The organism is Pseudofrankia sp. DC12, assembly GCF_000966285.1.
In the GTDB taxonomy this organism is placed as follows: domain Bacteria; phylum Actinomycetota; class Actinomycetes; order Frankiales; family Frankiaceae; genus Pseudofrankia.
Genome location: NZ_KQ031391.1, coordinates 5,782,168 through 5,806,685, shown reverse-complemented (window position 1 = coordinate 5,806,685; position 24,518 = coordinate 5,782,168). Strand labels below are relative to the sequence as shown.

19 protein-coding genes are annotated in these 24,518 nt (G+C 69.3%); 5 read left to right on the top strand and 14 right to left on the bottom strand.

From position 1 onward, the window contains the following. The first annotated feature begins 35 nt into the window (after positions 1-35). Entirely contained in the window at positions 36-764 is a 729-nt protein-coding gene (locus tag FRADC12_RS23380; RefSeq protein ID WP_045878239.1) for a DUF3710 domain-containing protein, read from the top strand. A 175-nt stretch (positions 765-939) separates the two neighbouring features. Here the strand turns inward: FRADC12_RS23380 and FRADC12_RS23375 are convergent, their stop codons facing one another. From FRADC12_RS23375 to FRADC12_RS23325, 11 genes are all read right to left on the bottom strand, one after another. After that, on the bottom strand, positions 940-1,461 hold the full coding sequence (locus tag FRADC12_RS23375) for a gamma carbonic anhydrase family protein (protein WP_045878238.1): 522 nt from the start codon (positions 1,459-1,461) through the stop codon (positions 940-942). Between the two features lie 345 nt (positions 1,462-1,806). Then, positions 1,807-4,482: a valine--tRNA ligase gene (valS, locus tag FRADC12_RS23370; protein WP_045878237.1), complete on the bottom strand. Its 2,676-nt coding sequence runs from the start codon at positions 4,480-4,482 to the stop codon at positions 1,807-1,809. A gap of 310 nt (positions 4,483-4,792) precedes the next feature. Beyond that, a complete protein-coding gene (locus FRADC12_RS23365; RefSeq protein ID WP_045878236.1) occupies positions 4,793-5,599 on the bottom strand; it encodes an inositol monophosphatase family protein in 807 nt (268 codons plus the stop codon). A 166-nt stretch (positions 5,600-5,765) separates the two neighbouring features. Further along, entirely contained in the window at positions 5,766-6,143 is a 378-nt protein-coding gene (locus tag FRADC12_RS23360; RefSeq protein WP_045878235.1) for a type II toxin-antitoxin system death-on-curing family toxin, read from the bottom strand. A gap of 15 nt (positions 6,144-6,158) precedes the next feature. Then, positions 6,159-6,356: a ribbon-helix-helix protein, CopG family gene (locus tag FRADC12_RS23355; RefSeq protein ID WP_045880108.1), complete on the bottom strand. Its 198-nt coding sequence runs from the start codon at positions 6,354-6,356 to the stop codon at positions 6,159-6,161. Between the two features lie 180 nt (positions 6,357-6,536). Beyond that, positions 6,537-9,329 (bottom strand): aconitate hydratase, encoded by a 2,793-nt coding sequence (locus FRADC12_RS23350; protein ID WP_045878234.1) that lies wholly within the window; start codon positions 9,327-9,329, stop codon positions 6,537-6,539. A 302-nt stretch (positions 9,330-9,631) separates the two neighbouring features. Continuing rightward, positions 9,632-10,462, bottom strand: a complete 831-nt coding sequence (locus tag FRADC12_RS23345) for a glycosyltransferase family protein (protein ID WP_232303994.1) — start codon at positions 10,460-10,462, stop codon at positions 9,632-9,634. Positions 10,463-10,521: 59 nt separating this feature from the next. After that, the gene (locus FRADC12_RS23340; protein ID WP_045878232.1) at positions 10,522-11,850 is read right to left on the bottom strand and encodes a nucleotide sugar dehydrogenase; all 1,329 of its coding nucleotides are present in this window, start codon (positions 11,848-11,850) and stop codon (positions 10,522-10,524) included. A gap of 54 nt (positions 11,851-11,904) precedes the next feature. Further along, a complete protein-coding gene (locus tag FRADC12_RS23335; RefSeq protein WP_045878231.1) occupies positions 11,905-12,903 on the bottom strand; it encodes an NAD-dependent epimerase/dehydratase family protein in 999 nt (332 codons plus the stop codon). A 20-nt stretch (positions 12,904-12,923) separates the two neighbouring features. Then, a complete protein-coding gene (locus tag FRADC12_RS23330; RefSeq protein WP_084011137.1) occupies positions 12,924-14,195 on the bottom strand; it encodes a DegT/DnrJ/EryC1/StrS family aminotransferase in 1,272 nt (423 codons plus the stop codon). Next, positions 14,192-15,034: a sugar transferase gene (locus tag FRADC12_RS23325; RefSeq protein ID WP_084011136.1), complete on the bottom strand. Its 843-nt coding sequence runs from the start codon at positions 15,032-15,034 to the stop codon at positions 14,192-14,194. The genes FRADC12_RS23330 and FRADC12_RS23325 overlap by 4 nt, the downstream gene beginning before the upstream one ends. Before the next feature lie 985 nt (positions 15,035-16,019). Between FRADC12_RS23325 and FRADC12_RS23320 the strand changes: the two genes are divergently transcribed. Continuing rightward, the gene (locus FRADC12_RS23320) at positions 16,020-16,913 is read left to right on the top strand and encodes an ISAs1 family transposase (RefSeq protein WP_052711112.1); all 894 of its coding nucleotides are present in this window, start codon (positions 16,020-16,022) and stop codon (positions 16,911-16,913) included. A gap of 186 nt (positions 16,914-17,099) precedes the next feature. Here FRADC12_RS23320 and FRADC12_RS31685 read toward each other — a convergent pair whose 3' ends face one another. Further along, positions 17,100-17,258 carry an IS1634 family transposase N-terminal domain-related protein gene (locus FRADC12_RS31685; protein ID WP_157489000.1) on the bottom strand — a complete coding sequence of 53 codons (159 nt, stop codon included), beginning with the start codon at positions 17,256-17,258 and terminating at the stop codon, positions 17,100-17,102. A 341-nt stretch (positions 17,259-17,599) separates the two neighbouring features. On the opposite strand from FRADC12_RS31685, the gene FRADC12_RS30375 reads away from it, so the two are divergent. Next, positions 17,600-18,480, top strand: a protein-coding gene (locus tag FRADC12_RS30375; protein WP_198153017.1) for an IS5 family transposase whose coding sequence is annotated in 2 segments (ribosomal slippage) — positions 17,600-17,947 and positions 17,950-18,480 — 879 coding nt in all. Because the reading frame shifts where the segments join, the coding sequence is not laid out codon by codon here. Positions 18,481-19,024: 544 nt separating this feature from the next. On the opposite strand, the gene FRADC12_RS31680 is transcribed toward FRADC12_RS30375, so the two are convergent. After that, the gene (locus tag FRADC12_RS31680; protein ID WP_157488999.1) at positions 19,025-20,323 is read right to left on the bottom strand and encodes a hypothetical protein; all 1,299 of its coding nucleotides are present in this window, start codon (positions 20,321-20,323) and stop codon (positions 19,025-19,027) included. 195 nt (positions 20,324-20,518) lie between these two features. Continuing rightward, positions 20,519-21,985 carry a lipopolysaccharide biosynthesis protein gene (locus FRADC12_RS23305; RefSeq protein WP_157488998.1) on the bottom strand — a complete coding sequence of 489 codons (1,467 nt, stop codon included), beginning with the start codon at positions 21,983-21,985 and terminating at the stop codon, positions 20,519-20,521. Between the two features lie 166 nt (positions 21,986-22,151). Here FRADC12_RS23305 and FRADC12_RS30370 point away from each other — a divergent pair, with 166 nt between their 5' ends. Then, positions 22,152-22,853 (top strand): methyltransferase domain-containing protein, encoded by a 702-nt coding sequence (locus FRADC12_RS30370; RefSeq protein ID WP_084011135.1) that lies wholly within the window; start codon positions 22,152-22,154, stop codon positions 22,851-22,853. A 568-nt stretch (positions 22,854-23,421) separates the two neighbouring features. After that, positions 23,422-24,240, top strand: a complete 819-nt coding sequence (locus FRADC12_RS23295) for a glycosyltransferase family 4 protein (protein ID WP_232303993.1) — start codon at positions 23,422-23,424, stop codon at positions 24,238-24,240. Positions 24,241-24,518 lie beyond the last annotated feature (278 nt).

Genomic DNA, 24,518 nt, shown 5'->3' with positions numbered 1-24,518 from the left:
GCTCGGCTACCCAGGCAGGCAGGAAAGGAAAGGCCATGGCATTCGGGCGCCGCCGCAGGCAGGAGGCCGACGAGGCCGCGTTCCACGACGACGAGCTGGAGTCCGAGGAGCACTTCACCGGCGAGCCGGAGGGCCCCTACGACGTCGCCAAGGCACCGCGCGACGACGTGCAGCGCCTCGACGTCGGCGCCCTGCGGGTGCCGGCGCTGGAAGGCGTCCAGATCCAGTTCCAGGTCGAGGAGGCCACCGGCCGGCCGATGAGCGTCGTCATCGCCGACGGCCAGAGCGCCATGGAGCTCGCCGTGTTCGCCGCGCCGAAGACCCGAGGCCTCTGGGAGGACGTCCGCGCCGAGATCGTCGAGCAGCTGGAGTCCAGCGGCGGCGCGCCGCGGACGGTGGACGGCCGCTACGGCCGCGAGCTGGAGCTCGCGCTGCCGACCCCGGTGCCCGGGCAGCTCGTGCCGGGCCGGATGATCGGCGTCGACGGGCCGCGCTGGTTCGTGCGGGCCGTGATGACCGGGCCAGGCGCGATGGACCCGCGCGAGGCACCGCTGCTGGAGGAGACACTGCGCCGGCTGGTCGTCGTGCGCGGCGACGAGGCGATGCCCGTGCGCGACCCACTGCCGCTGAAGCTGCCCAAGGAGGTCACCGACCACGTCGAGGGCGGCGAGGCTTCCGACGACCCGCAGGGCACCGGCACCGACTCGACGTCCGGCCGTCCCCAGATGCCGGTTCCCGGCGCCCGGATCGCCGAGCTGCGCTGACCGCGCCGCACCGGCCCCGCCGCCCGAGCCGCACTGGCCGTAAAGGTCCGACGCCTCGCGGGGGCCAGTGTGACGCGCCGAGGTGCCTCGGCGAGCCGCCTCAGTCCCACACCGTGGCGCGAAATCAGACCGCTTCGGCGCCACGGCGTGGGAGCCGGCCCCGCCGGGGCGTAGATCAGGCGTCGAGGCGGCGCATCTCCGCGCGGAAGAGCTTGCCGTTCTCGACGTAGTGCTCGGCGGCCAGGGCGATGCCCGCCGCGTTCGCCGCGCCCTCCCGGATCTTCGCCGGGACGCCGAGTGCCATCGCGCCGGGCGGCACGACGCCGTTGTTGCTGACGACCGCCCCGGCGCCGACGATGGCACCGGTGCCGACCTTGGCGTTGTGCAGCACGATCGAGCCCGAGCCGATCAGTGCCCCGTCGTCCACCGTGCAGCCCTCCAGGTGGGCGAGGTGGCCGACCACGCAGTCATCGCCGACGGTGGTCGGGTGCAGGGCGGTGGTGTGCACGACGGTGCCGTCCTGGATCGACGTCCGGGCGCCGATGATGATCAGCCCGGTGTCCCCGCGCAGGACCGCCCGCGGCCAGATCGACGACTCGGGGCCAATCGTCACCGACCCGATCACAGTGGCGTCCGGATGCACGTACGCCGACGGGTCGATGTCGGGAACCCGGTCCCCGAGCGCGTAGATAGCCAAGGCTGCTGCCTCCCAGACCTGCCCGGACCGCGGGCCGCGGCACTGCCGCTCGCCGGCGGCCCGGCGGCGCGATTGCTGACGGTGAACTGCCGGGACCTGGCGTCCCCGGTCATCTTCCCGCGAACGGTGGGCCCGATGCCGCTCTCGCTGCGCGGTTCCCGACCGCGACGCCGGTCACAGCGACGGGCTGCGCCGCCGAGGTGACGCGGTGTGTGCACCACGCCGGCCCTCAGCCGCGCCCGTCGACACCCATGATCACTGGCTTTGGCCGCCGCGGGCCCCGAGTCCGGGACCCGCGACGGGCGTCAGGCTCCGGTCATCCGCCAGTCGAGGGACGGCCGGCGGTCAGACCGCGGCGGGCTTGGGCGCCAGGTCGACGGCGACGGCGAGCTCGCCGGAGCCCGCGACCAGCGACAGGTCGGCGATGCTGCCGGCGTTGCACAGGTCGGCGGCGACCGGCCCCAGCAGAGCCAGCACGTCGGGCTCGGCGGTGACCCGGCTCGACGCGACCTCGGCCTTCATCGACACCTTCGCCTCGGACTTGGCCCGCCGCACCGCGGACAGGACCACGCCGACGACCTCAAGCTGGCGCGCGGGTGCCGACTCGGCCAGCTTGCGCAGCTCCGGAGCCAGCGGCCAGCGGGCACGATGCACCGAGCCGGCCTGCCACCAGGACCAGACCTCCTCGGTGACGAACGGCAGGAACGGCGCGAACAGCCGCAGCAGGGTCGAGAGCGCCACCGCGAGCGTCGCCTGAGCGGACGCCGCCCCGGTCTCCCCCGCCCCGCCGTAGGCCCGGCCCTTCACCAGCTCGACATAGTCGTCACAGAACGTCCAGAAGAACGACTCGGTGATCTCGAGCGCGCGGGCGTAGTCGTAGCCGTCGAAGGCCGCCGTCGCCTGGTCGACCACGTCGGCCAGCGTCGCCAGCAGTGCCCGGTCGAGCGGCTCGGTCACCGCGGCCCCCGTCGCCTCGGCGGACGCGTCCCCGCGGGCGTGGCCGGCGAACACGGCGCCGGCCCCGGCCGCACCGCCGGCGGCCAGGTCCGCGCCGGCGGCGATGCCGAGCGCGAACCGGCTGGCATTGAGGATCTTGATGGCCAGCCGCCGGCCGATCTTCATCTGGCCGACGTCGAACGCCGTGTCGGTACCCGGCCGGCCTGATGCCGCCCAGTACCGGACCGCGTCGGAGCCATGCTCCTCGAGCAGCCCCATCGGCGTGACGACGTTGCCCTTGGACTTCGACATCTTCTTGCGGTCCGGGTCGAGGATCCACCCGGAGATCGCCGCGTCCGACCACGGCAGGCAGTCGTGCTCCTCGTGGCTGCGCACCACGGTCGAGAACAGCCAGGTACGGATGATCTCGTGCGCCTGCGGGCGCAGGTCCATCGGGAAGACCTTGGCGAACAGGTCCGGGTCGTCGATCCAGCCGGCGGCGATCTGCGGGGTCAGTGACGACGTCGCCCAGGTGTCCATGACATCCGGGTCGCCCTCGAACCCGCCGGGCACCCCGCGCTGCTCGGCCGTGTAGCCGGGCGGTATGTCGGTCGACGGGTCGACCGGGAGCGTCGCCTCGGCCGCCACGATCGGTGCGTCGTACCGCGGCTCGCCGTCGGCGTCGAGCGGGTACCAGAGCGGGAAGGGCACTCCGAAGAACCGCTGCCGGGAGACCAGCCAGTCGCCGTTGAGGCCGTCGACCCAGTTCTCGTAGCGGACCCGCATGTGCGCCGGGTGCCAGTTGAGCTGGCCGCCGCGCGCACGCAGGGCGGCCCGCAGCTCCTCGTCGCGGCCACCGTTGCGGATGTACCACTGCCGCGTGGAGACGATCTCCAGCGGCCGGTCGCCCTTCTCGTAGAACTTCACCGGGTGGCTGATCGGCCGCGGCTCGCCCTTGAGGGCGCCGGACTCGGTGAGCAGCTCGACGGTCCGGGTGCGCGCGGCGTTGACCGCCTTGCCGGCGAGCTCGGCGTAGGCGGCCTTGCCCGCGTCACTGTCGATGGCCGCCGGCGGGTCGGCGAGCAGCCGGCCATCACGACCGATCACCGCGCGGGCGGGCAGGTTCAGCTCACGCCACCAGATGACGTCGGTGAGGTCACCGAAGGTACAGATCATCGCGATGCCGGAGCCCTTCTCCGGGTCCGCGAGCCGGTGCGCGACGACGGGCACCTCGACACCGAACAGCGGCGTCCGCACCGTCTTGCCGAACAGCGCCTGGTAGCGGGCGTCCTCCGGGTGCGCGACCAGGGCGACGCAGGCCGCCAGCAGCTCCGGGCGGGTCGTCTCGATGGCCACTTCACCGTCACCGGACGACTTCGCGAAGCCGAGCGTGTGGTACGCGCCGGGCCGCTCGCGGTCCTCCAGCTCCGCCTGCGCGACCGCGGTCCGGAACGTCACGTCCCACAGCGTCGGCGCCTCCGACAGGTAGGCGTTGCCGCGGGCGAGGTTACGCAGGAACGCCCGCTGGGCGACGGCGCGCGAGCGCGCGTCGATCGTCGCGTAGGTGTGCGTCCAGTCGACGGACAGGCCGAGCCGGCGCCAGAGGTCCTCGAACCCCTTCTCGTCCTCGATCGTCAGCTTCTCGCACAGCTCGACGAAGTTGCGCCGGCTGATCGGGATCTGGTCCTTGCCCGGCTTCGCCGGCGGCGTGAACTCGGGGTCGTAGCCGACCGACGGGTCGCATCGCACCCCGTAGTAGTTCTGCACCCGCCGCTCGGTCGGCAGGCCGTTGTCGTCGAACCCCATCGGGTAGAAGACCTCACGGCCGCGCATCCGCTGATAGCGGGCGATCAGGTCGGTATGCGTGTACGAGAAGACGTGGCCGACGTGCAGCGAGCCGGACACGGTCGGCGGCGGCGTGTCGATCGAGTAGACCCGCTCGCGGTCGGCCGTGCGGTCGAACCGGTACGTCTGCTCATCCCGCCATACCGCCGACCAGCGCCCCTCGACCCCGTCGAGAGTCGGCTTCGCTGGAATCGTCCGGGCCGCCGGCTGCGTCGCCGCGCCCTCGTCTGTTGACACCACCCTTAAATCCTACGGGTGATCGCAAACTGCTAATCCAACGGTGCACGGCGTGGCGGTCGCCGGCCGCCAACGCCTCCCCAAGCCGATCGGCCGATTCTGGCGGTGTCTGACCGCGCCACGGCGACCCGAAACCCACCCGGCCCTGACCAGGCCAGCGCCTACGGCACCGCCTGCCAGCCCGTTGATCGCCGCCTCGGCCCCTGCGTGGTTGTGACCAGGGCGTTTCTGCGACCGCTTGAGGGCCCAAAGGGTGATCACGGGCACGAAGGTGCTGCTGGACGGCCGAGCACCCAAGATTGGGGAGGCGGCCCTAGTCACGGTCGGCGCGGGGCTCCTCCGCGAGCAGGGACGCGAGCGCGGTGAAGATCGCCCGCGGGGCGGCGATGTAGAGGGCCTCGCTGCCGGGTGCTCCGTCGAGGCCGCCTGTGACGGCACCGGCCTCGGCGGCGATCAGGCCACCGGCGGCGTGGTCCCAGGGCTTCAGGCCACGCTCGTAGTAGCCGTCCAGGGTGCCGGCGGCGACGGCACACAGGTCCAGCGACGCGGCGCCCATCCGGCGGATGTCCCGGACCTTCGGGATCACCCTCGTCAGCACGTTGATCTGGGCGGTACGGCGCTCGACGGTGTAGCCGAACCCGGTGGCGATCAGGGCCATGGCGAGGCTGTCGACCGCCGAGACGTGCAGGGGCCTGCCGTCGATGGCCGCGCCACCCCCGCGTAGTGCCGTATAGGTCCGGCCGAGCGCCGGCGCGTAGACGACCCCCGCGACGACCTCGCCATCGACCTCGGCGGCCAGGGACACGGCCCAGTTCGGCAGGTTGTAGAGGAAGTTGACCGTCCCGTCAATCGGGTCAACGATCCAGCGCACCCCGGACGTCCCGGTCGCGTCGGCCCCCTCCTCCCCGAGGATCCCGTCGTCCGGCCGGGCCTCCAGCAAGCGCCTGGCCACCAGCTCCTCGGACGCCCGGTCGAGCGCGGTGACGACGTCTGTCGGCGACGACTTGGTCGACTCGGCCGCCACTGTCCCGGCGCGCCCGCGCAGTGCCAGCTGCCCCGCCTCAGTCGCGACGTCCACCGCCAGCCCGAGCAGTTCCTCAGCCCCCGGCCGATCAGCCATCTCGCCACTCCTCGCCTCGGGTGACGCGGGCATCGGACGCCGGGAAGGCGCGTGCAAAGGTCCTCACGCCGTCATCCTGCCAACCCGGCCTCAATCGCCGCCGGTGGCGGCTCACTGGGCTGCTGTGAGCCCGCCCACGACTGGGGCTGGTCCCGCTCCAGTCACGTCACCGTGGTTCGGTGCCACCGGCAAGGACCGCCGCGATCTCTTCAACCGTGTCCAGCTTCCCCTCAGCGATGCTGATCACCAGGTCGTATGCCTCGTCGTTCGTCAGGGACAGACGGCGACCGTTGAAGCCGTAGAAGGCCATGGCGGCGGCAAGCGCCAAACGCTTGTTCCCATCCACCAAGGCGTGGTCACGGGCCAGGGAATGCACCAGAGCGGCGGCCTTGAGGTCGAGCGATGGGTGGGCGTCCCGCCCAGGCACGGTAGAACGCGGGCGCGCAAGCGCAGAGGCCAGCAGGCCGTGGTCGCGGACGAGGGGCCTGGCGCCGAGCATGCGCCCAGCGACGTGGAGCAGCTCAGGAAGGGTCAGGTAGAGCATCGCGGTCCGACCGGTTCATTCGCCGAGCCGGCGCAACGCCTCTGAATAACGCGGCAGTTCGTCGTCGAGCACCTGGTCGAGTAGCTCTGCGCGACCGTGCGCCTCTGTGTACTCCCGGATCGCCTGACGTGCAATCTCCTGCATCGAACGCTGCTCTACCTCGGAGCGGCGCCGCAGCGCCTCTGTCTCCTCATCGGTAAGTCTCAGCGTCATAGCCACTCCCACACGGTATCGCCGCTGATACCAGCCGGCCGTCGATCTAGGTCTCTCATCGAAGGGTGTCCGATCCATCAGTGCCTGACCCATCAGCCCATGGTACGGAAACCCACGCACGGCCAGGGGCCCGGGAGTAGCCCCGGGCCCCTGGTAGAGCAGTCACGCGTGGCTGGATCGTCAGATCAACGAGCGCAGGACGTAGGGGAGGATGCCGCCGTGGCGGTAGTAGTCCGCCTCGCCGGGGGTGTCGATGCGCACGACGGCGTCGAAGAACTTGTCCCCGGCCTGGACGGTCAGCGTCGTGGTCTTCTCGCTGATCTCGGACAGGCCGGTGACCGAGAAGACCTCCTCGCCGGTGAGGCCCAGGGACGCGACCGAGTCGCCGGGGGCGAACTGCAGCGGCAGCACGCCCATGCCGATCAGGTTCGAGCGGTGGATGCGCTCGTACGACTCGGCGATGACGAGCCGGACGCCGAGCAGCGCGGTGCCCTTGGCGGCCCAGTCGCGGGACGAGCCGGAGCCGTACTCCTTGCCGGCCAGCACGACCAGCGGCACGCTCTCGGCGGCGTACTTCTGGGCGGCGTCGTAGATCGCCATCTGCTCGCCGTCCGGCAGGTGGCGGGTGACGCCGCCCTCGGTGCCGGGGGCGAGCCGGTTGCGCAGCCGGATGTTGGCGAACGTGCCGCGGATCATGACCTCGTGGTTGCCGCGCCGCGAGCCGTAGGAGTTGAAGTCGCCGGCGCCGACGCCGTGCTCGGTCAGGTAGCGGCCGGCGGGAGAGTCCTTCTTGATGTTGCCGGCGGGCGAGATGTGGTCGGTGGTGACCGAGTCGCCGAGGACAGCGAGCACCCGGGCGCCGACGATGTCGGTGCGCGGGGCCGGGGTCTTCGCCATGCCCTCGAAGTACGGAGGGTGCCGGACGTAGGTCGAGTCGGGCGCCCAGTCGAAGGTCTGCGAGACCTCACCTCCAGGGCCGGCCGACCCTACCGGAAGCGACTGCCAGCGCTCGTCGCCGGACAGGTCGGCGTAGTCGCGCTCGAACATGTCCGAGGTGATCGCCTCGGCGACGACCGCCGCGACCTCCGCCTCGGTCGGCCAGATGTCGCGCAGGTAGACCGGGCTGCCGTCCGGCGCGTGGCCCAGCGGGTCCTTCACCAGGTCGACGTCCATCGTGCCGGCCAGCGCGTAGGCGACGACCAGCGGCGGGGACGCCAGGTAGTTCATCTTGATGTCCGGGTTGATCCGGCCCTCGAAGTTCCGGTTGCCGGACAGGACCGAGACGACGGCCAGGTCACCCTCGTTGATCCCGGCGGAGATCTCCTCCTGCAACGGGCCGGAGTTGCCGATGCAGGTGGTGCAGCCGTAGCCGACCAGGTTGAAGCCGACCTTCTCCAGGTACGGCACGAGCCCGGCGCGGTTGTAGTAGTCCATGACGACCTTGGACCCGGGCGCGAGCGTGGTCTTGACCCACGGCTTGCGGCTCAGGCCCTTCTCGACGGCGTTGCGGGCGAGCAGCGCGGCGCCGATCATGACCTGCGGGTTCGAGGTGTTGGTGCACGAGGTGATCGCGGCGATCGCGACCGCGCCGTGGTCGATCGAGAACGACGTGCCGTCGGCCAGCGTCACCGCGGTCGGGTTCGACGGGCGGCCCGCCAGGTCGCCGGCGATCCCGTTCGACGAGGCCGGGACGTCGGACGGCTTGTCACTGATCGCGGTCGGCGAGTCGGAGGCCGGGAACGACTCGTCGTCGGCCTCGTCCGCGCCGCCCGCGGCGAGCGGGACGGCCTTGGCGTAGTCGGCCAGCGCGGTCCGGAACTTCGGCTTCGCCGAGGCGAGCGGAACCCGGTCCTGCGGCCGCTTCGGGCCGGCGAGCGACGGCTCGACGGTCGAGAGGTCGAGCTCCAACGTGGTGGTGTAGCCCGCCTCGCGGGACGGGTCGTGCCAGAGGCCCTGCTCTTTGGCGTACGCCTCGACCAGCGAGATCAGCTCGGCCGGGCGGCCCGACAGCTTCAGGTAGTTCAGCGTCTCCTGGTCGACCGGGAAGATCGCGCAGGTGGAGCCGTACTCGGGGCTCATGTTGCCGATCGTGGCCCGGTTGGCCAGCGGGACGGACGTGACGCCCTCGCCGTAGAACTCGACGAACCGGCCGACGACGCCGTGCTTGCGCAGCTGCTCGGTGATGACCAGCACCATGTCGGTGGCCGTCGTGCCGGCGGGCAGCTCACCGGTCAGCTTGAAGCCGACGACGGTCGGGATGAGCATGCTGACCGGCTGGCCGAGCATCGCGGCCTCGGCCTCGATGCCGCCGACGCCCCAGCCCAGCACACCCAGGCCGTTGATCATGGTCGTGTGGCTGTCGGTGCCGACCAGGGTGTCCGGGTAGGCCAGCGTGCCCTCGGCGGTCTGCTTGGTGAAGACCACGCGGGCCAGGTACTCCAGGTTGACCTGGTGGACGATGCCCGTGTTCGGCGGGACGACCGTGAAGTTGTCGAACGCGGCCTGGCCCCAGCGCAGGAACTGGTAGCGCTCCCTGTTCCGGCTGAACTCCAGCGTGGCGTTCAGGTCGAACGCGTCCGGGCGCCCGAAGTGGTCGGCGATGATCGAGTGGTCGATCACCATCTCGGCCGGCGCCAGCGGGTTGATCTTCGCGGGGTCGCCGCCGAGGGCGACCATCGCCTCGCGCATCGCGGCGAGGTCGACGACGCAGGGCACCCCGGTGAAGTCCTGCATGATCACCCGAGCCGGGGTGAACTGGATCTCCTGGCTGGGCTCGGCCTTCGGGTCCCAGTTCGCCAGCGCCCTGACGTGGTCGGCGGTGATGTTCGCGCCGTCCTCGGTGCGCAGCAGGTTCTCCAGCAACACCTTCAGGCTGTAGGGAAGGCGGTCAGCACCGGGCACCGCGTCCAGCCGTCGGATGGTGTAGGCGCGCTCCCCTACTACCAGCTCGCCGAGGCTCCCGAAGCTGTCCATGCTCGTCGTCTCCTTCTGTCACACCCAACGCGCCGCGTTCCGTCGACTCGGCGCACCCGCCCGGCCTGGTTAGCCCAGCGGAGGGCACGGTCAAACACGGGTCGGTCGGTCGGTCGCCGCCCCGCCCCAATCCTGGCACTCCCAACCCGGCCGCCCACACCTCGGCGGACGCGGTGACGGTCGCATCGCCAGCGAGTTACTTAGCTTTGCTAACTATAGCGCTGATGAGAGGCCGTGTCGGCCCAGGCGTCGCGGAACCCCAGGGCTATCAGAAAGCTCACAGATCTGGAGGAGGGCGCCGGTCAGCCGCGCGGTGGCTGGCTGGCCGGGCCCCCGGCGGCGGCGGCGCCCAGCGCGGGGCGGTCCTGGCAGAAGGACGAGCGGCGCAGGCGCCGCAGCGCGGTCCAGCGCTCGTCCGGCGTCGGCGGGACGGGCAGTGGGCCGGCGGCGGCCCGCGCCCAGGCCTCGGCCGGTGCCTTCGGCGCCATCAGCGTGACCTCGGGCAGCTCGGCGGCCAGGGCGCGCATCCCGGGCAGATCCGGAGCGAGCACGGGCGTGCCGGCGGCGCACCCGGCCAGCGCGACGGCGACGAGGGCCCCGTCGTCAAGCGCGTGGCCCGCCCCCGCCACGTCACGGCGTGGCCGCGCCACGAGGCCGGCCGGGACGGGAACGACCAGCAGCGCGGCCTCGACGAGCAGCCGCGCGATCTCGTGCGGCGCGCGCGCACCGAGAAGGTCGAGGGCGCCGACCACTCCCTCGTCGGTGGCCCGCTCCAGCAGTCGGCCGCGCTGCGCCTGCGGCAGCGGGCCGACGAGGCGCAGCCGGGCCGGCTGGCCAGCGTGGCGCAGGCCGGCGAGCAGGTCGACCGCACTGGCCCGGCCGTGCTCGTCGTCGGCCGCGCCCAGGTGCAGCACGGTCCAGGCCGCCTCCTGCGCGCCGGTCCGGCCGGGACGGCCACGCGCGGCGATCGCCACCCCGAACAGGGCGAGATCGATGGGCGGCGCGACACCTGGGTGCGAAGGCCGCGCGGCCGCCTGAACGGGCGGCTCCGCGGCCGGCACGCCACCGGGAGCCCCGGGCGCCGACGGGCGCGGGACGGCCGAGGCCCGCGCGGCGTCGGGGGACGCCGCCATAGCGGAAGCATCAGCGGGCGGGGGGACCGAGGCGGCATCCGGCCGGCGGTCGGCGGGTTTCAGAGCGACTCCACCCGCGCGGCCGCCGGGACGATCAGGCTCTCCGCGTCCGGGGCGCGGCGCTGGGCCGGGACGACCGGGGCCGGCGGCAGCCAGCGTCGGGTGTCGAGTACCACGCGGGCGAACCGGGTGACCAGGCCGCGCGGGAACAGGTCGTGGTCGACGAGGACGACGACGAGGTCGGCGGCGGCGAGCTCCGCCTCGTCCAGCTCGACGAGCCGGACCGGGGCGCGGACCTGCGCCGGGTCGACGTGCGGGTCGGTGGCCCGGACGTCCGCGCCGAGCCCCGCGAGCAGCGTGGCGACCCGCACCGCCGGCGACTCCCTGGCATCGCCACTGTTCTTCTTGTACGACAGGCCGAGCAGCAAGATCCGGCTGCCACGCACCGGCCGGCCGCGGTCGTTGAGCATCAGGCCCACCCGGGCGACGACATGGTCGGGCATGTGGTCGTTGATGTCGTTGGCGAGCTCCACGAACCGGAACGGGCGTCCGACGCTGCGCTCGACCCGCCAGGACAGGTAGGACGGGTCGATCGGCAGGCAGTGCCCGCCGACGCCCGGGCCGGGGGTGAACCGCATGAACCCGTATGGCTTGGTGGCGGCGGCGTCGATCGCCTCCCAGACGTCGACGCCGAGCTGGCCCGCGACCATGGCCAGCTCGTTGACCAGCGCGATGTTGACGTGCCGGAAGGTGTTCTCCAGCAGCTTGGTGAGCTCGCCGGTCCGGGTGGAGCTGACCGGGACGGTCTGGGTGACGATCGTGTCGTAGAAGGCGCGCACCGCGGCGAGCGACGCCTCGTCGACCCCGCAGACGACCTTCGGGGTGTTTCCCAGGTTCCAGGTTCGGTTGCCAGGGTCGATGCGCTCCGGCGAGTAGCCAAGCCGGAAGTCCCGGCCGGCGACCAGGCCGGAGCCCGCCTCCAGCAGCGGGCCGAACAGTTCCTCGGTGGTGCCGGGGTAGGTGGTGGACTCGAGCACCACCGTCACTCCCGGCCGCACCAGCGGGGCGAGGCGGCGGCCAGCCTCGCCGACATGCAGCACGTCAGGGACACCGTCACGCAGCGGGGTCGGCACGGTGACCACGGCGACGTCGAATCCAGCCGCCGGGCCGTAATCGGCAACCGGCTCATAACGACCGGTGGCCAACGCCGCCCGCAGGTCCCCATCGGTGACGTCGTCGATGTAGGACTCGCCGACGGCCAGCCGCTTCACCCGGTACTCGTCGACGTCGACGCCGACGACGTGCCAGCCCGCCGCGACCGACCGCATGGTCAGCGGCAGGCCCACGTAGCCCTGCCCGACGACGACGAGCTTCCCGAGATCACTCATGCACTCAACGTTATCAGTCAAATACTTAACGTGACAGCGTCCGAGCCGCGCTGGTCACCCGACCGGGGCTTGCGCAGGCACCAGCGACGCCCCCGTGGATCCGACCATGGCGGACGGCGCGCAGGAGGCCGCCCGGTGGACGTGCCAGGCGACGGTCTCGGCCAGCGCGCCTCGCAGGTCGTGCGGTTCCGCTCCCGGGAACAGCTGGTTCAGGATCTCTGTGCCAGCTTGGGAGTCACGCACGTCACCAGGCCGCGCCGCGACATGGGCGATGTCCGGCGACCGGCCGAGGATCTCGCCCAGCAGGCCGACGATCGCCAGCAGGCTGGTGCGCGACCCGAAGGCGAGGTTCACCGGCCCGTCATGGACGATCCGGCGGATGGCCGCCTCGCAGAGCCGGTCGGCCACGGATCCGACGAAGGTGAAGTCCCGAGTCTGTCTTCCGTCTCCGTGGACCTGCAGCGGCGTGCCCGCGATGGCGGCCTGGATGAACCGGGGGATGACCGCCGCGTAGGCGCTGTCCGCCCGCTGCCGCGGCCCGAACACGTTGAACAGCCGGACGGCGAGCGCGGGCACGGCGAACGAGCGGGCGTAGGCCAGGGTGTAGCTCTCGGCGGCGAGCTTGCTCGCGGCGTAGGGACTGACCGGCCGCGGCGCCATGTCCTCGGTCTTGGGCAGCGCGCTCTGCGCGCCGTACACGGACGACGACGAAGCCATGACGACGTGCGCCCCACACGCACGGGCCGCCTCGAGTACGTGCACCGTGCCAGTCACATTGACTTCGTGGGAGGCCAGTGGGTCGGCCAGCGAGCGGGGCACCGAGGGCAACGCGGCGAGGTGGACGACGCTACTCGCGCCGGCTACGACGGCGGCTACGGCAGACCAGTCCAAGAGGCTGCCCTCGACCAGGTCGACACCGGTGCCGGCCACGTTGGCCGCGCTGCCGGTGCTGAGGTCGTCGAAGGCCACGACCTCGGCGACACCCCGTCGGACGAGTCCCTCGCACACGTGCGAACCGATGAAACCGGCGCCGCCGGTGACGACGACTTTCATAGTTGGCTCCTCATGGCTGGCTAGCACGTGCTCGCTTCAGACAGGACGCTGACGATGAGGTCCGCGCAGTGGTGCATGTCCTCGGGTTCGAGGGTCGGGTGGACGAGAAAGGCCAGCGACGTGCGGGCCAGCGCCGCGGCGACCGGCAGTTCCCGTGCTGGCCGCCAGGCGGCCGGGAAGGCCGCTTCCCGGTAGATCTCGCCGCAGGATCCGACGCTGCACGGCACGCCTGCGGCGACAAGGGAGGCGAGTACGCGGTCCCGATCCCATCCGTCCCGCAGTTGTTCCGGCCGGACGAACGCGTACCAGCGGTAGTAGGCGTGCTCGGCCCATGGCGGCGGTGCGGTCGCGCGCAGGGCCGGCAGCCCGGCGAGCCGTTCGGCGAGGATCGCCGCGTTCCGGCGGCGTGCCACGAGGTCGGCCGGCAGCCGCGGCAGAGCGGCGCGGCCTACCGCGGCGGCGAGTTCGTGCATCCGGGCATTCGTGCCGAAGGAGTCGTGCAGCCAGCGGAACCCAACACCGCTGGGAGCCGTGCGGGTCTTGCTCCAGCTCTTGCCATGGTCCTTGTAGGACCACGCCTCTCGGTGAAGAGCCGCGTCGTTTGTTGTGATCATCCCCCCCTCGCCCGCCGTGGTGAGGATCTTGTCCTGGCAGAAGGACCAGGCCGCCACGTCGCCCCAGGAACCGACGGGGCGTCCGTGCAGGCGCGCGCCGTGGGCCTGCGCGCAGTCTTCGATGACGGCAAGCCTGTGCCGACGCGCGAGCTCCAGCAGGCTCGGCATCTCGACGGGCCACCCGGCGAGGTGCACCGCGACGATGGCCCTGGTACGAGAGGTGAGTCCGGCCGCGACCGTCCGGGCGGTGAGGTTCTGAGAGTCGGGATCCACATCGACCACGACCGGGCGCGCACCGAGCGCGACGACGGCACTCGCGGACGCGAAGAAGGTCCGGCTTGGCACTATCACCTCGTCACCCGGCCCGATACCGAGGACCCGCAGCCCGATCTCCAACGCCACCGTCCCGTTGGCCACGGCCACACCATGTTGACATCCGACAGCCGCCGCGAACTCCTGCTCGAACCGGCGTCCGTGGGTACCCGTCCAATAGTTCACCGCGCCGCTGTTGAGCGCCTCGACCGCGGCGGCGACCTCCTCGGGGCCGAAGACAGGCCAGGAGGGCGCCGCCGCGGCTGGCCTCCCGGCCTCGCGCACGTCGCCGCCGCGCGGGAGGGGGAGAGCGGCGGCCGGCGGCACAGTAACACTACGGGCCGCCGCGGGCCCGGACTCGGTCATTCCGAGCTCCCCGACAGCACCAGCCGCGGCCGCTCCTGCCGGCTGGCGGCGTCGGCGTATGCGGGGCTCGCCGGGGCGGGACTCAGCCCGTCCTCACTTTCGCGCTGACGTGGGACGAAGTGCGACGGCGCGATGTCGCCCCGGTCGATCTCCGGGCGGCGCCGCGGGAGACCCCAGCCGGCTCGTCTGCTCCGGTGCCCGGAGAGGTCCGCCGACGGCGCGCAGCGGCAATCCCCGTCACCGTCTCCGCAGCTCCCGAAGTCCTGGGTCACGCCGCCGGCGCCGTACGTGCCGGCACCGGCCAGCGCCGCCACCAGCGCCCGGGCCATGATCCTCAGATCGAGCCAGAGGCTCCAGTTCTCGATGTACCACAGGTCCAGCTCGATGCGGCGCGCCCAGCAGATCCGGTTACGGCCGTTGACCTGGGCCCAGCCGGCGAGGCCCGGTCGTACCGCGAGCCGGCGCCGCTGGCGGTGGGAGTATTGCTCTACCTGGCTTCGGACCGTCGGCCGTGGTCCGACGAGGCTCATCTGCCCGGCCAGCACGTTGACCAACTGTGGCAACTCGTCAACGCTGGTCCGGCGGAGCACCCGCCCAACCCGGGTCGTTCTCGCATCGTCGTGCGCAGCAACCAGGCCCAGCCCCAGGCGCTCAGCCCCGACGGTCATCGTCCGTAGCTTGAGCATCGTGAACGGCTCACCGCCAGCACCGACCCGCTCATGGCGGAACAGCATCGGCCCGCCGTCGTCCACCTTGATGGCGACGGCGGCGGCCGCCAGTACCGGCGCTGTCAAGGCCAGGCCCGCGAGGGCCCCGGCGACATCGGCCGCCCGTTTCATGCCGGCGAGATGTACCTGTTCAACGGACCACGCCTCGCTGACAGGCGGCCGCGCGGACGGGTCTGTCAGCGCGGCCGCACGAGGGATCGACCGCTGCCGAGAGTTCACTAGCGTCGCAGTGCCCATGCCCAGAATCTACTTCAGGTAAGATCATCACTACACTAAGTAGCCGCCGGGTGATTGCCGTGTCGCGCATTCGATCAAGAATGATTCGCGCCAAACGCGACGGAGCCCGACCGATCGCATATGGAAGCCTGCGGCCATTCCTGGCCGCACCGGGTATACGAACCAGGAGAACAGAGGTCGCACACGCCACTAGCGATTACCCTCTGTGAATCAATCTCCTACCTTCCGCCAGCTCTGTACGCAGTGGCGAGGGACCGGCGGCCAGGCACCGTCACCCGAGTTCCGCAGTTGGTGGTCACACGAATCTGCTGATCACGGCTTTGACCTGGGGAAACACGTGTAGGGCCGGGAGCAGGGCTCCGGCGTGCTCGCGATTTGACCGGTTGATCCCCTCGGTCTGGTGATCAGGGCTTCGGTGCGTGGGGGACACGGCTGGGGCACGTGTCGGTGGCAAAGGAAGAGGCACGCCGCTTGTAGATCACGGAGATGTCTGACGTCTTCGTGGTCTGGGGTGCGGCGTGCCTGTGGTGGCATTGTCCCGCGCCGCGGCCGGCATGGTGGGAGCCGGTGGCGTGTTGCGGGAGGAAATCTGGGAGCGGCTGGCGAAGGTGCCGGACCCGCGCTCGGCGCGGGGGCGGGTCTACCCGCTGCCGTGTCTGCTGGCGGTGCTGCCGTGTCTGCTGGCGGTGCTGCCGTGTCTGCTGGCGGTGCTGCCGTGTCTGCTGGCGGTGCTGCCGTGCGCGCTGACCGCCGCGGGCCATGACGCCGTGTGCGCTGTGGGGCAGTGGGCCGCGCGGGCGGGCCCGGCGGAGCTGGGCCGGCTGCGGTTGCCGTTCGACCCGTTCACCGGGCGTATCTCGTGCCGGACGAGACGACGCTACGACGGCTGCTGGCCCGCCTGGACCGGGACGCGCTGGCCGCCGCGCTGCTCGGTGACGAGCCACTACCCGCGAACCTTGAGAAGAAGGAGGGGCCGGGGCCGGCGGTGGCGGTGGACGGGAAGACAAGCCGCGGTGCCCGACGGCCCGACGGCACCCGGGTGCACCTGCTCGGGGCCGCGACCCACGAGGGCGGGCTGCTCGTCGGCCAGGTCGAGGTCGATCAGAAAAGCAACGAGACCAGCGCCTTCCAGCCGCTGCTGGCCGGACTCGACCTGGCCGGGGTGACGGTCACGTTCGACGCGATGCATACCGTGCGAGCCAACCTCGACTGGCTCGTCACCGAGAAGAACGCCCACTACGTCGCGGTCGTGAAGCGCAACCAGCCGACCCTGTACGCCCAGCTCGCCGGGCTGCCCTGGGCCGACATCCCGGTCGCCGACACCTGTCGCGACCACGGACACGGCCGCGACGAGACCCGCGTCCTGAAGGCAGCCACCGCCGGGTTCCTGGCCTTCCCGCACGCCACCCAGGCGGTCCGGATCACCCGCTGGCGCCGCCCGAAGGGAAAGAAACCCAGCCGCGAAACCGTCTACGCGATCACAGACCAACCCGCCCGGACCGCCAGCCCCGCGGCCCTCGCCGCCCACGCCCGCCGGCACTGGACCATCGAGAACAAGGTCCACTACGTCCGGGACGTCAGCTTCGGCGAAGACGCCTCCACCCTGCGCACCGCCAACAGCCCAGCGAACCTCGCCACGATCCGCTCCGCAGTGATCAACAGGCTGCGGCGGACCGGCTACCGCTTCATCCCACACGGCCGCCGCGATCACACCACCCCGACCGCCGCACTCGATCTCCACGGCTTCCCCTGACAACACCGGTCAGAACGCGATCACGCCGGAGCCCTGGGGCCGGGAGAGGGCGTGTGTCCACGCCCTGGCCGGCCCTGGCAGGGCTGCTGCGGGGTGATCAGCTGGGGTCGAAGGCGGTGACCCGGGCGGGTGGTGCGATGGAGACGTCCTGGTAGATGGCCTTCTGGGTCGGGCTGAGGGCGGTCGTCACCGGCGCAGCCCGCCGACGTCGACCGCCTCGACCCGGCCCAGGTTCATCAGCACCTGGGGCTTGACCGCCCCATCGACGCGGTGGTTGTGGGCCAGCGCGACGTAGCGCACGACCGACCCGTCGGCGTTCCGCCGCTGCGTGAACCGCAGGTACATGCCCACACCAAACCACACAGACCCAGGTGGAGCAACCACGATCAGACCAGTCGTGTTACCACACTTTCGGCACCGCGAGCCCGAATTTCCGTGGTCGACAAGCCCGCTACCTGCGACTTCACGTCAGCGATCTTCACTGTGTGCCCACGAACTGCGGAACCGGGGCGTCACGCGGCCCCGGACCGAACCGGCCGGACCGCCGCAGCCGCACCACTCGACAGCCAGGTCTACGCACGGGCGGGCCGGCCAGATCACTCCAGGGCCCTAGGGCCTGTTTGGTAAGTGCGGGTGCTGGCCGGCTGTGGATCGGGCGGTGGGATCCGGCTCGGATGATCTGTTGTGTGTCTCGGGGTGATCTCACGAACGCGCAGTGGGCTGTGTTGGAGCCGTTGCTGCCGAACGTGAAGAAGAAGCCGGGTAGGCCACCGACGTGGACCCGGCGGCAGTTGATCGACGGGATTCGGTGGCGGACGCGGACCGGGACGCCGTGGCGTGATGTCCCGGACCGTTATGGCCACTGGCGCACCGTGTACGGGTTGTTCCGGGACTGGCAGCGCGACGGCACGTGGAAGAAGATCCTCACCGAGCTCCAGGCCCGGGCCGACGCCGAGGGGCTGATTACCTGGGATGTGTCGGTGGACTCGACCGTGGCCCGCGCTCATCAGCACGCCGCGGGCGCGTCGAAAAAGGGGATCTCCAACGGGAGTCCCCGGGTGGCGTAGAGACCGAACCGGCTGATCATGGGCTGGGGCGGTCTCGTGGTGGGTTCACTACGAAGATCCACCTGGCGGTGGAGCAGGGTCAGCGTCCGCTCTCACTGCTGATCACCGGAGGGCAGCGCGGGGACAGCCCGCAGTTCGCCGCCGTCCTCGCTGCGATCCGGGTGCCGCGGGTCGGTGCCGGCCGGCCGCGCACGACGCCAGACCGCGTGCTCGCGGATAAGGCCTACAGCTCCAAGGCGAACCGGGCCCACCTGCGTCGCCGTGGGATCCGGTGCACGATCCCGGAGAAGGTCGACCAGGCCGCCCACCGCCGCAACCGCGGGCCGCGTGGCGGGCGGCCACCGACGTTCGACAAGCAGGCCTACAAGCAGCGCCACGCCGTCGAGTGCGGGATCAACCGCCTCAAACAGCACCGCGCGGTCGCCACCCGCTATGAAAAACTCGCCGTCCGCTACGAGGCAACGGTCACCATCGCAGCGATCAACGAATGGCTACGCTGACCGACTTCCCAAACAGGCCCTAGACGGTCTTTGGACAGCGGACTCGACGAGTCACGCAGTCGCGCGACCGTAGGTGCTCGATCCGTGCCAGCCGTTCCCCGAGCCGCGCGTTCGCAGCCCTCGGCTCGACGGTCTGGCGTGCCTGCAGCGAGACTGGCGTCACAGCACATGCTGCGCGTCGCGCCGCGGACCGTCCGGATCCCGCGAACCAATCACATCGGCTGCCGGCGCCGCAGCGCCAATCACACTTGGCAACGCAGCCGGCTACTCGGCCCCGAGCCCTCACGGACCGCATCCATCAGCCCGACATCACCACCCACCGCGAGGGACCTGAATGATCACCCGGGCCGGTGACGCGCACTGTCGAGGAGGTCGGCCCTTCGCCTGGACCCAACCCGCGACCGCGCAGCGGACTCGGACGCGACTGCTCCTCTCGCTCGCGTATGAACACGGGCGAACCAGACCGGGCCCAGCGGGGCCGCGTCTCCACGCAGGACAGGTGCGCTGTCGCCCGGCCACTCGGTCGTCCGTCTCCACGCGGATTTTAGGTCACGCCCGCCCGACGGAGCCCTACCGCTGGTCGCCGAGACTGGTGTTCCAGGTAACCGCGCCGCCTTGTCGCCCCGGCCTGACCCCGTGCTCGCGTAAAGCCGACCGCCGCGAGCGGGATCACCAGCACCACCAGCTGGGCCCGCATCCGAATAACTATTCCTATATTCGCCAGAGTACCGGCCATTATGATTGTCATCGTCATTGCCATGACGAGAAACAGCCACCGTGGCCGGCCAATGTGACGCCACCCCGCAACGGCCATTCCGCAGGTGATCCACCATGCCAGAGCATCGGCGTCCGCGAAAACAGGGGTCGATGGAAACTGCCAAGGGAACGGTCCGAACAGGACCATGGCAAGCGCCGTAGGCAGCTGCGAAAGAATCCCACCATAACTTGAACTTGGGTCCACTTCGCCTCCGAAACCCGTCCTGGCCGTCGTCCGCAATTCGTTGTGCCTGTTAACAATCGAGGACGGATCGAGTTGGGAGAAGACATTGAGATCGCCGAACCTCGGCGCCAGAAACACAACGAGAGCAGCACAGACAAGCATCATTCCAATACCACGTAGGCGCGTCGAGCCTCGGACAAGTCGATCGCTGCCCAGCACGACCAACGAAAAGATGAAAGCAGCCAGAACAAAAACTGCGATTGTCGCGCGAGTCGGCACGAATAGGCTTCCCGCCAGAAGAACGGCTACACAACGACGTCTCGTGAGCCCCCCGATAATGATTCGGACACCGACATTCAATAGTGCCGCAATACAGAGCCAGGCGGCTGGCTCCCGGATCAGTTGGGTCCCCCAGATCAGCATCGCCGGGTGGAGGAGTACCAGGCGAGATGCCACAGTCGCCGCCCGATGCCCGGCCAACTTAGCTGTGGCATCGCCCACCAGAAGAATTACCCAGGAGAACATCAATGAATTAATTGCGAGGCCCGCTAGTGGGGCATGACCAAACAGCAAGTAGAGCACCGCAAGGATATAGATAAATAGTTCTTTTCCGCTCGGGACCGTCGGTTGCGATGCCGATGCTCCCGACCACCAGTTGGCAACCTCGGACGCAATCCTGTCGTATGTGACCGCGTCGGGACTGACCAGCCTGGAGGGGCCGATCCACAATATCCATGATATGACCATATATATTACGTAGCCCGCTGCCGCAGCTTGCAAGACTCCCCGGCAGGTCGAGGTCGGGGGCACAGCGGCCAACATCACGGCGCCGAAACCAACCACCAGCGCGGTACCGCATGCCTGAACGAATATATTGAACATAAACCCCACCTCATCGATCAACCACTGGCTGCGTTCGAGAGATCGGGCCGCCGATACATTGGCAGCCGGACGGACCATTATTCGCATTCAGTACAAGCCGGTCTCGGAAAGGCTCCCAAGGTGGCTTGGCCCGTCCGCGTCGCGTGGCGAGAGAACGGCAAACAGACCCCCGCGCATCTGAGACTCTCCGCGCCCTGCCCAAACGGCAGAAGTCGATCAGCGCAACACCTCACGTCCGTCGTCTCCCGGCAGCGAGTACGCCGCCCGCGGGGTGCCGATGCCAGCCCCCGCCGCCGCCGAGTTTCTGCTCACCGGAATCCCCACTGCCTCGGGCAGACTCGGCCGACCGTCCACCGGCCCAGGTGCCGCGCAACCGGCGGTGTGTCTATCGACGCCACGAACCAACAGCGCGCAGCAACACAATTGTATGCTATACAGGATGGTTGATCCGAGGGCTGCGCCAAGTGCTTGCCACAGCAACACCAGGGGTACGTAGGCAAGGCTCATAGCGGCAAAAACTCCGCCCGCCAGAACGAGCCTTCTCCGTTCATCACCGGCAGTCATCGACGACAGCTCGATCCGTGCGACGCCGGAGGCGACAGCACCGGGAAGAAGAAGCAGGACAAGCGGGACCGACGGCTTGTAGGCCGGAAGCACCCACGGCAGGATCGAGATTGCCGTGACGGCGGTAGGAACCGCGAGGACGATCGCGACCCGAAGGTACTTCCGAATGAGGGACCTTCTTAGGGCGCGACGCGTCTCGGCAGAAAACGCCTTTGCTCCCTCCGCTGCCGCAGCGAGCGCGAAGGCCTCGGCGAGCCGCAGGACGACCTCCGCCAAGAATACCGCTACGGAATAGTAGCCGACTTCGGCCCCAGTACCGAAAATTCCTAGGACAAATAGGTCGGCTCGAAGCAGCAGTTGTTGTCCGGCGAACCCAACATGAGCAGATAGAGCCGATTTCAGCAGATCGATTCGCCAGCCACGTCGGAACAGACGCCAGGAGATCCAGGGCGACAGTCTGCGAGCGGCGAGCGGGATCGGAAGGAACTGCGCGAACAGCCACACGGCGACGACCGGGGACGATCTTCGCCACAGGGCCGCCGCGCTGACAGCGACGACGAGATAGACAACCGACTGCAGCGTCGTGATGTCACGGAAGGCCCGGCTTTCGCCGATGGCCTGTAGGCTTCGGATCAGATACCAAGCGACGATGCTCAATGCCGCGCCGACGCAGACCATCAGGGCTGAGGCCGGATTAAGCTGGCCGACTCGGAAACGCGGCACGAGAAGCACAGCTACCACCGCGCCAGCAACCAGGGACAGGGCCAGCAGCACTGAAACCGCCAAACCGGACTGGAGCGACTCGGTATCACCTTTCCGATGCCCGTGCACCGCACCGACGTACACGCTTGCCTGTACCAGAATTCCGAGCAGACTTGCACTTGACATCACAAAGGTCAATGTGCCACGGCCGGCCGGTCCCAGGATTCCAGCCGTACAGAGCGTGACGATGACCCCGGTCGCAACCGGAACCGCTTGAGAAACCACCAGATCCAGGATTCCCGTGATGCGAGCATCCGTCCGTTCGGTGCGACTCGGGATTCGAAGCCTGACCTGACGCAGGCATGAGACCAGGCCAATCATACCAATCCGCCGGAAAGTGTTGACATCGAACGACACGCCGACGATGCAGGGCGACCGCTCATGCGCTCACAGTAGCGTAATAGTGGCTACGACCGAAGGGTGCCCGACCGCGTTTCGTCACTCCGGACTCATGGCGAGCGTCGAGGTCGATGGGCACAGCGACGATCACAACACACAAGGAAGAATGTGAGGTTGACCAAAAATGTGCACGGAAGGTTGTGTCGAGTTTGTTCGACGATGGAGTAACGAAGCTGACTTGTCTCACAAGCGGATCCTCGAGGTCGGATCATACGATGTGAACGGTTCCGTCCGGGGCATCATTGCGACCCGTTCTCCTAGCGAGTACATCGGTGTGGATATCAGCCCTGGCCCCGGCGTCGACGTCATATGCGACGTTAGCGGTCTGGCGGACCGCTTCGGCGAATCCTCGTTCGATGTGGTAATTACGACCGAAATGCTCGAGCACGTCCGAGACTGGCGCGGCGCGGTGACGAATCTCAAAAGGGTGATGCGTCCAGGAGCAGAACTCCTCCTGACAACCCGGTCCCGCGGGTTCCAGTTTCACGGATATCCCGCCGACTACTGGAGATTTGATCTTGGTGACATGTCGACGATCTTTAGCGATCTCTCAATTCTGGAGCTCGAGTCGGATCGGCCCGAGTCGCCTGGGGTGATGGTCAGGGCAAAACGCGGGACAGAATTCAGCCTGGCTGACCTCGACAAGTACGCCGTGTACTCGGTCATCAGGCGGAAGAAAGTACTCCATGCGACCGCTCGCGACGTCTTCATATCCAGGTGTATAGCGTCCGCTCGGGACACGGCACGACACCGGCTTCCACCGAGCGTGGTCGGCGCCGTACGTTCGAGGCGCCGGGAGCGTTTTGCTTTTCGCTCCGCAGACTAGTGATCTCGGGACGCCACAGGTTTCATGGTCGCCGCCAAGAACACCGGGCTCCGCCGGCCCTCGTCGACCTTGCGGAGCGAGGATTACCTGATCGGGCGAGGTGCCGGCAGGTCCATCTTCCGGTGGATATGACACGACTCGGAAGTGCGGCCGTGGCCGAGCAGAACCGTTTCGCCGGTTCCGATCCGCTTCTGGCCACGGTAGGCGTCGTCCTAGTCATCCGGCCGTTCGCCGATGCCTATCACAGTGTAGGTATCTTGACACAGAGGGGGTCGGGTTGACCGAGGCGTTTAGAGCCCCAGTGCTGACCGCGGTCACTCCGTACGGGCCCGATGGGGCGAGCTCACGGGTTCGGGTGTATGACTGGATGAGGTGGCTGGGGGTCACCGCGAACGTCTACGACTACCTCGGTGCCGCGAATGCGAGCCCGGGCACGTTGCTTCGGAACGCAGCGAAGGTCCGTCAGGCGGAGGGCCACGTCAGGAAGCTCGCTAGTAGGCGGATCCCGAGGCTTCTCCTGCACCGTGAGGCGAGCCCGCTGAGCCGAGGCGGGTTGGAACGGCGACTGATGACGGCCGCCGAACTCGCTGTGTACGACTTTGACGATGCCCTTCAGTGGGACGATGGGGGCGGCCTCCATCGCAGGGTCGCGCCCAAACCACCCAAGTGCCACGCCGCCGTCCGGTCAGCTGACCGAGTTATCGCCGGGAACGACACGCTGGCGGACTGGGCAACCGGACTCTGCCCGGACGTCGTCGTCATTCCAAGTTGCGTCGACCCGGCTAAGTATCAACGCAAGACGTCCTATTCCCTCGCGGACCCGCCCCTTCTCATCTGGGTCGGCAGCCCGAGCACCGAACGGTACCTTCGGCTCATCTCGACGCCGCTTCTGGACTTCCACCGCCGCTCGGGCGCTCGCCTGCGCCTGGTCAGCGGTGCTGACGCCTCCCTGGGGCCGCTCGACGTGATGATCGATCGAGTGCAGTGGCGTAGAGACAGGGTCGGAGGGCTGCTGGCGGGTGCGGACATCGCCATTGCTCCGCTGGCGGATGGCCCTTACGAGCGCGGCAAGTGCGCGTACAAGATCATTGAGTACGCCGCCACCGGACTTCCGGTGATCGGCTCTCCGGTTGGCGCGAACGAACTGGCGCTCAAACGGTTCGGTGGGTATGGGCCATCGGTCCACGACGACTGGTCTGACGCGCTTGACAGCCTTGTGTCCATGTCCGCGAACGCCAGGCGAAAAATGGGAGAAGCGGCACGGCGAGCGGTCGAGGAGCATTACTCCTTCTCGTCCTGGTCAATCGCCTGGACAGATGCCGTCGGCCTCGGTGACTTCAGGGCGCGCGGCCCAGATCAGATGGGCATCGAAGATCGCCTATTCTGACCCACCTGACGCCGGCCCCGGTCGACAATCTCTCGCGGACTGGTCCGTACGGGCGGGAGCCATGACCTCGATCTCCTCTTCGCGGCGCGGCATGGCCGGCTCACGCGGCCGGTGGCCGCGAAGGCACGACACAGACGCGCCGAAATGTCCCTTTGGGAAGGTGGCCGCGGCGGTGGGGCATCGGCCGGCACACCGATCTGATTGCGTGGTCTTCTATGGCATTGTCGAAAACCGTTCCCGGAGTGATGGGAACTGCTTCCCGTGACGCTGGCGCGCCG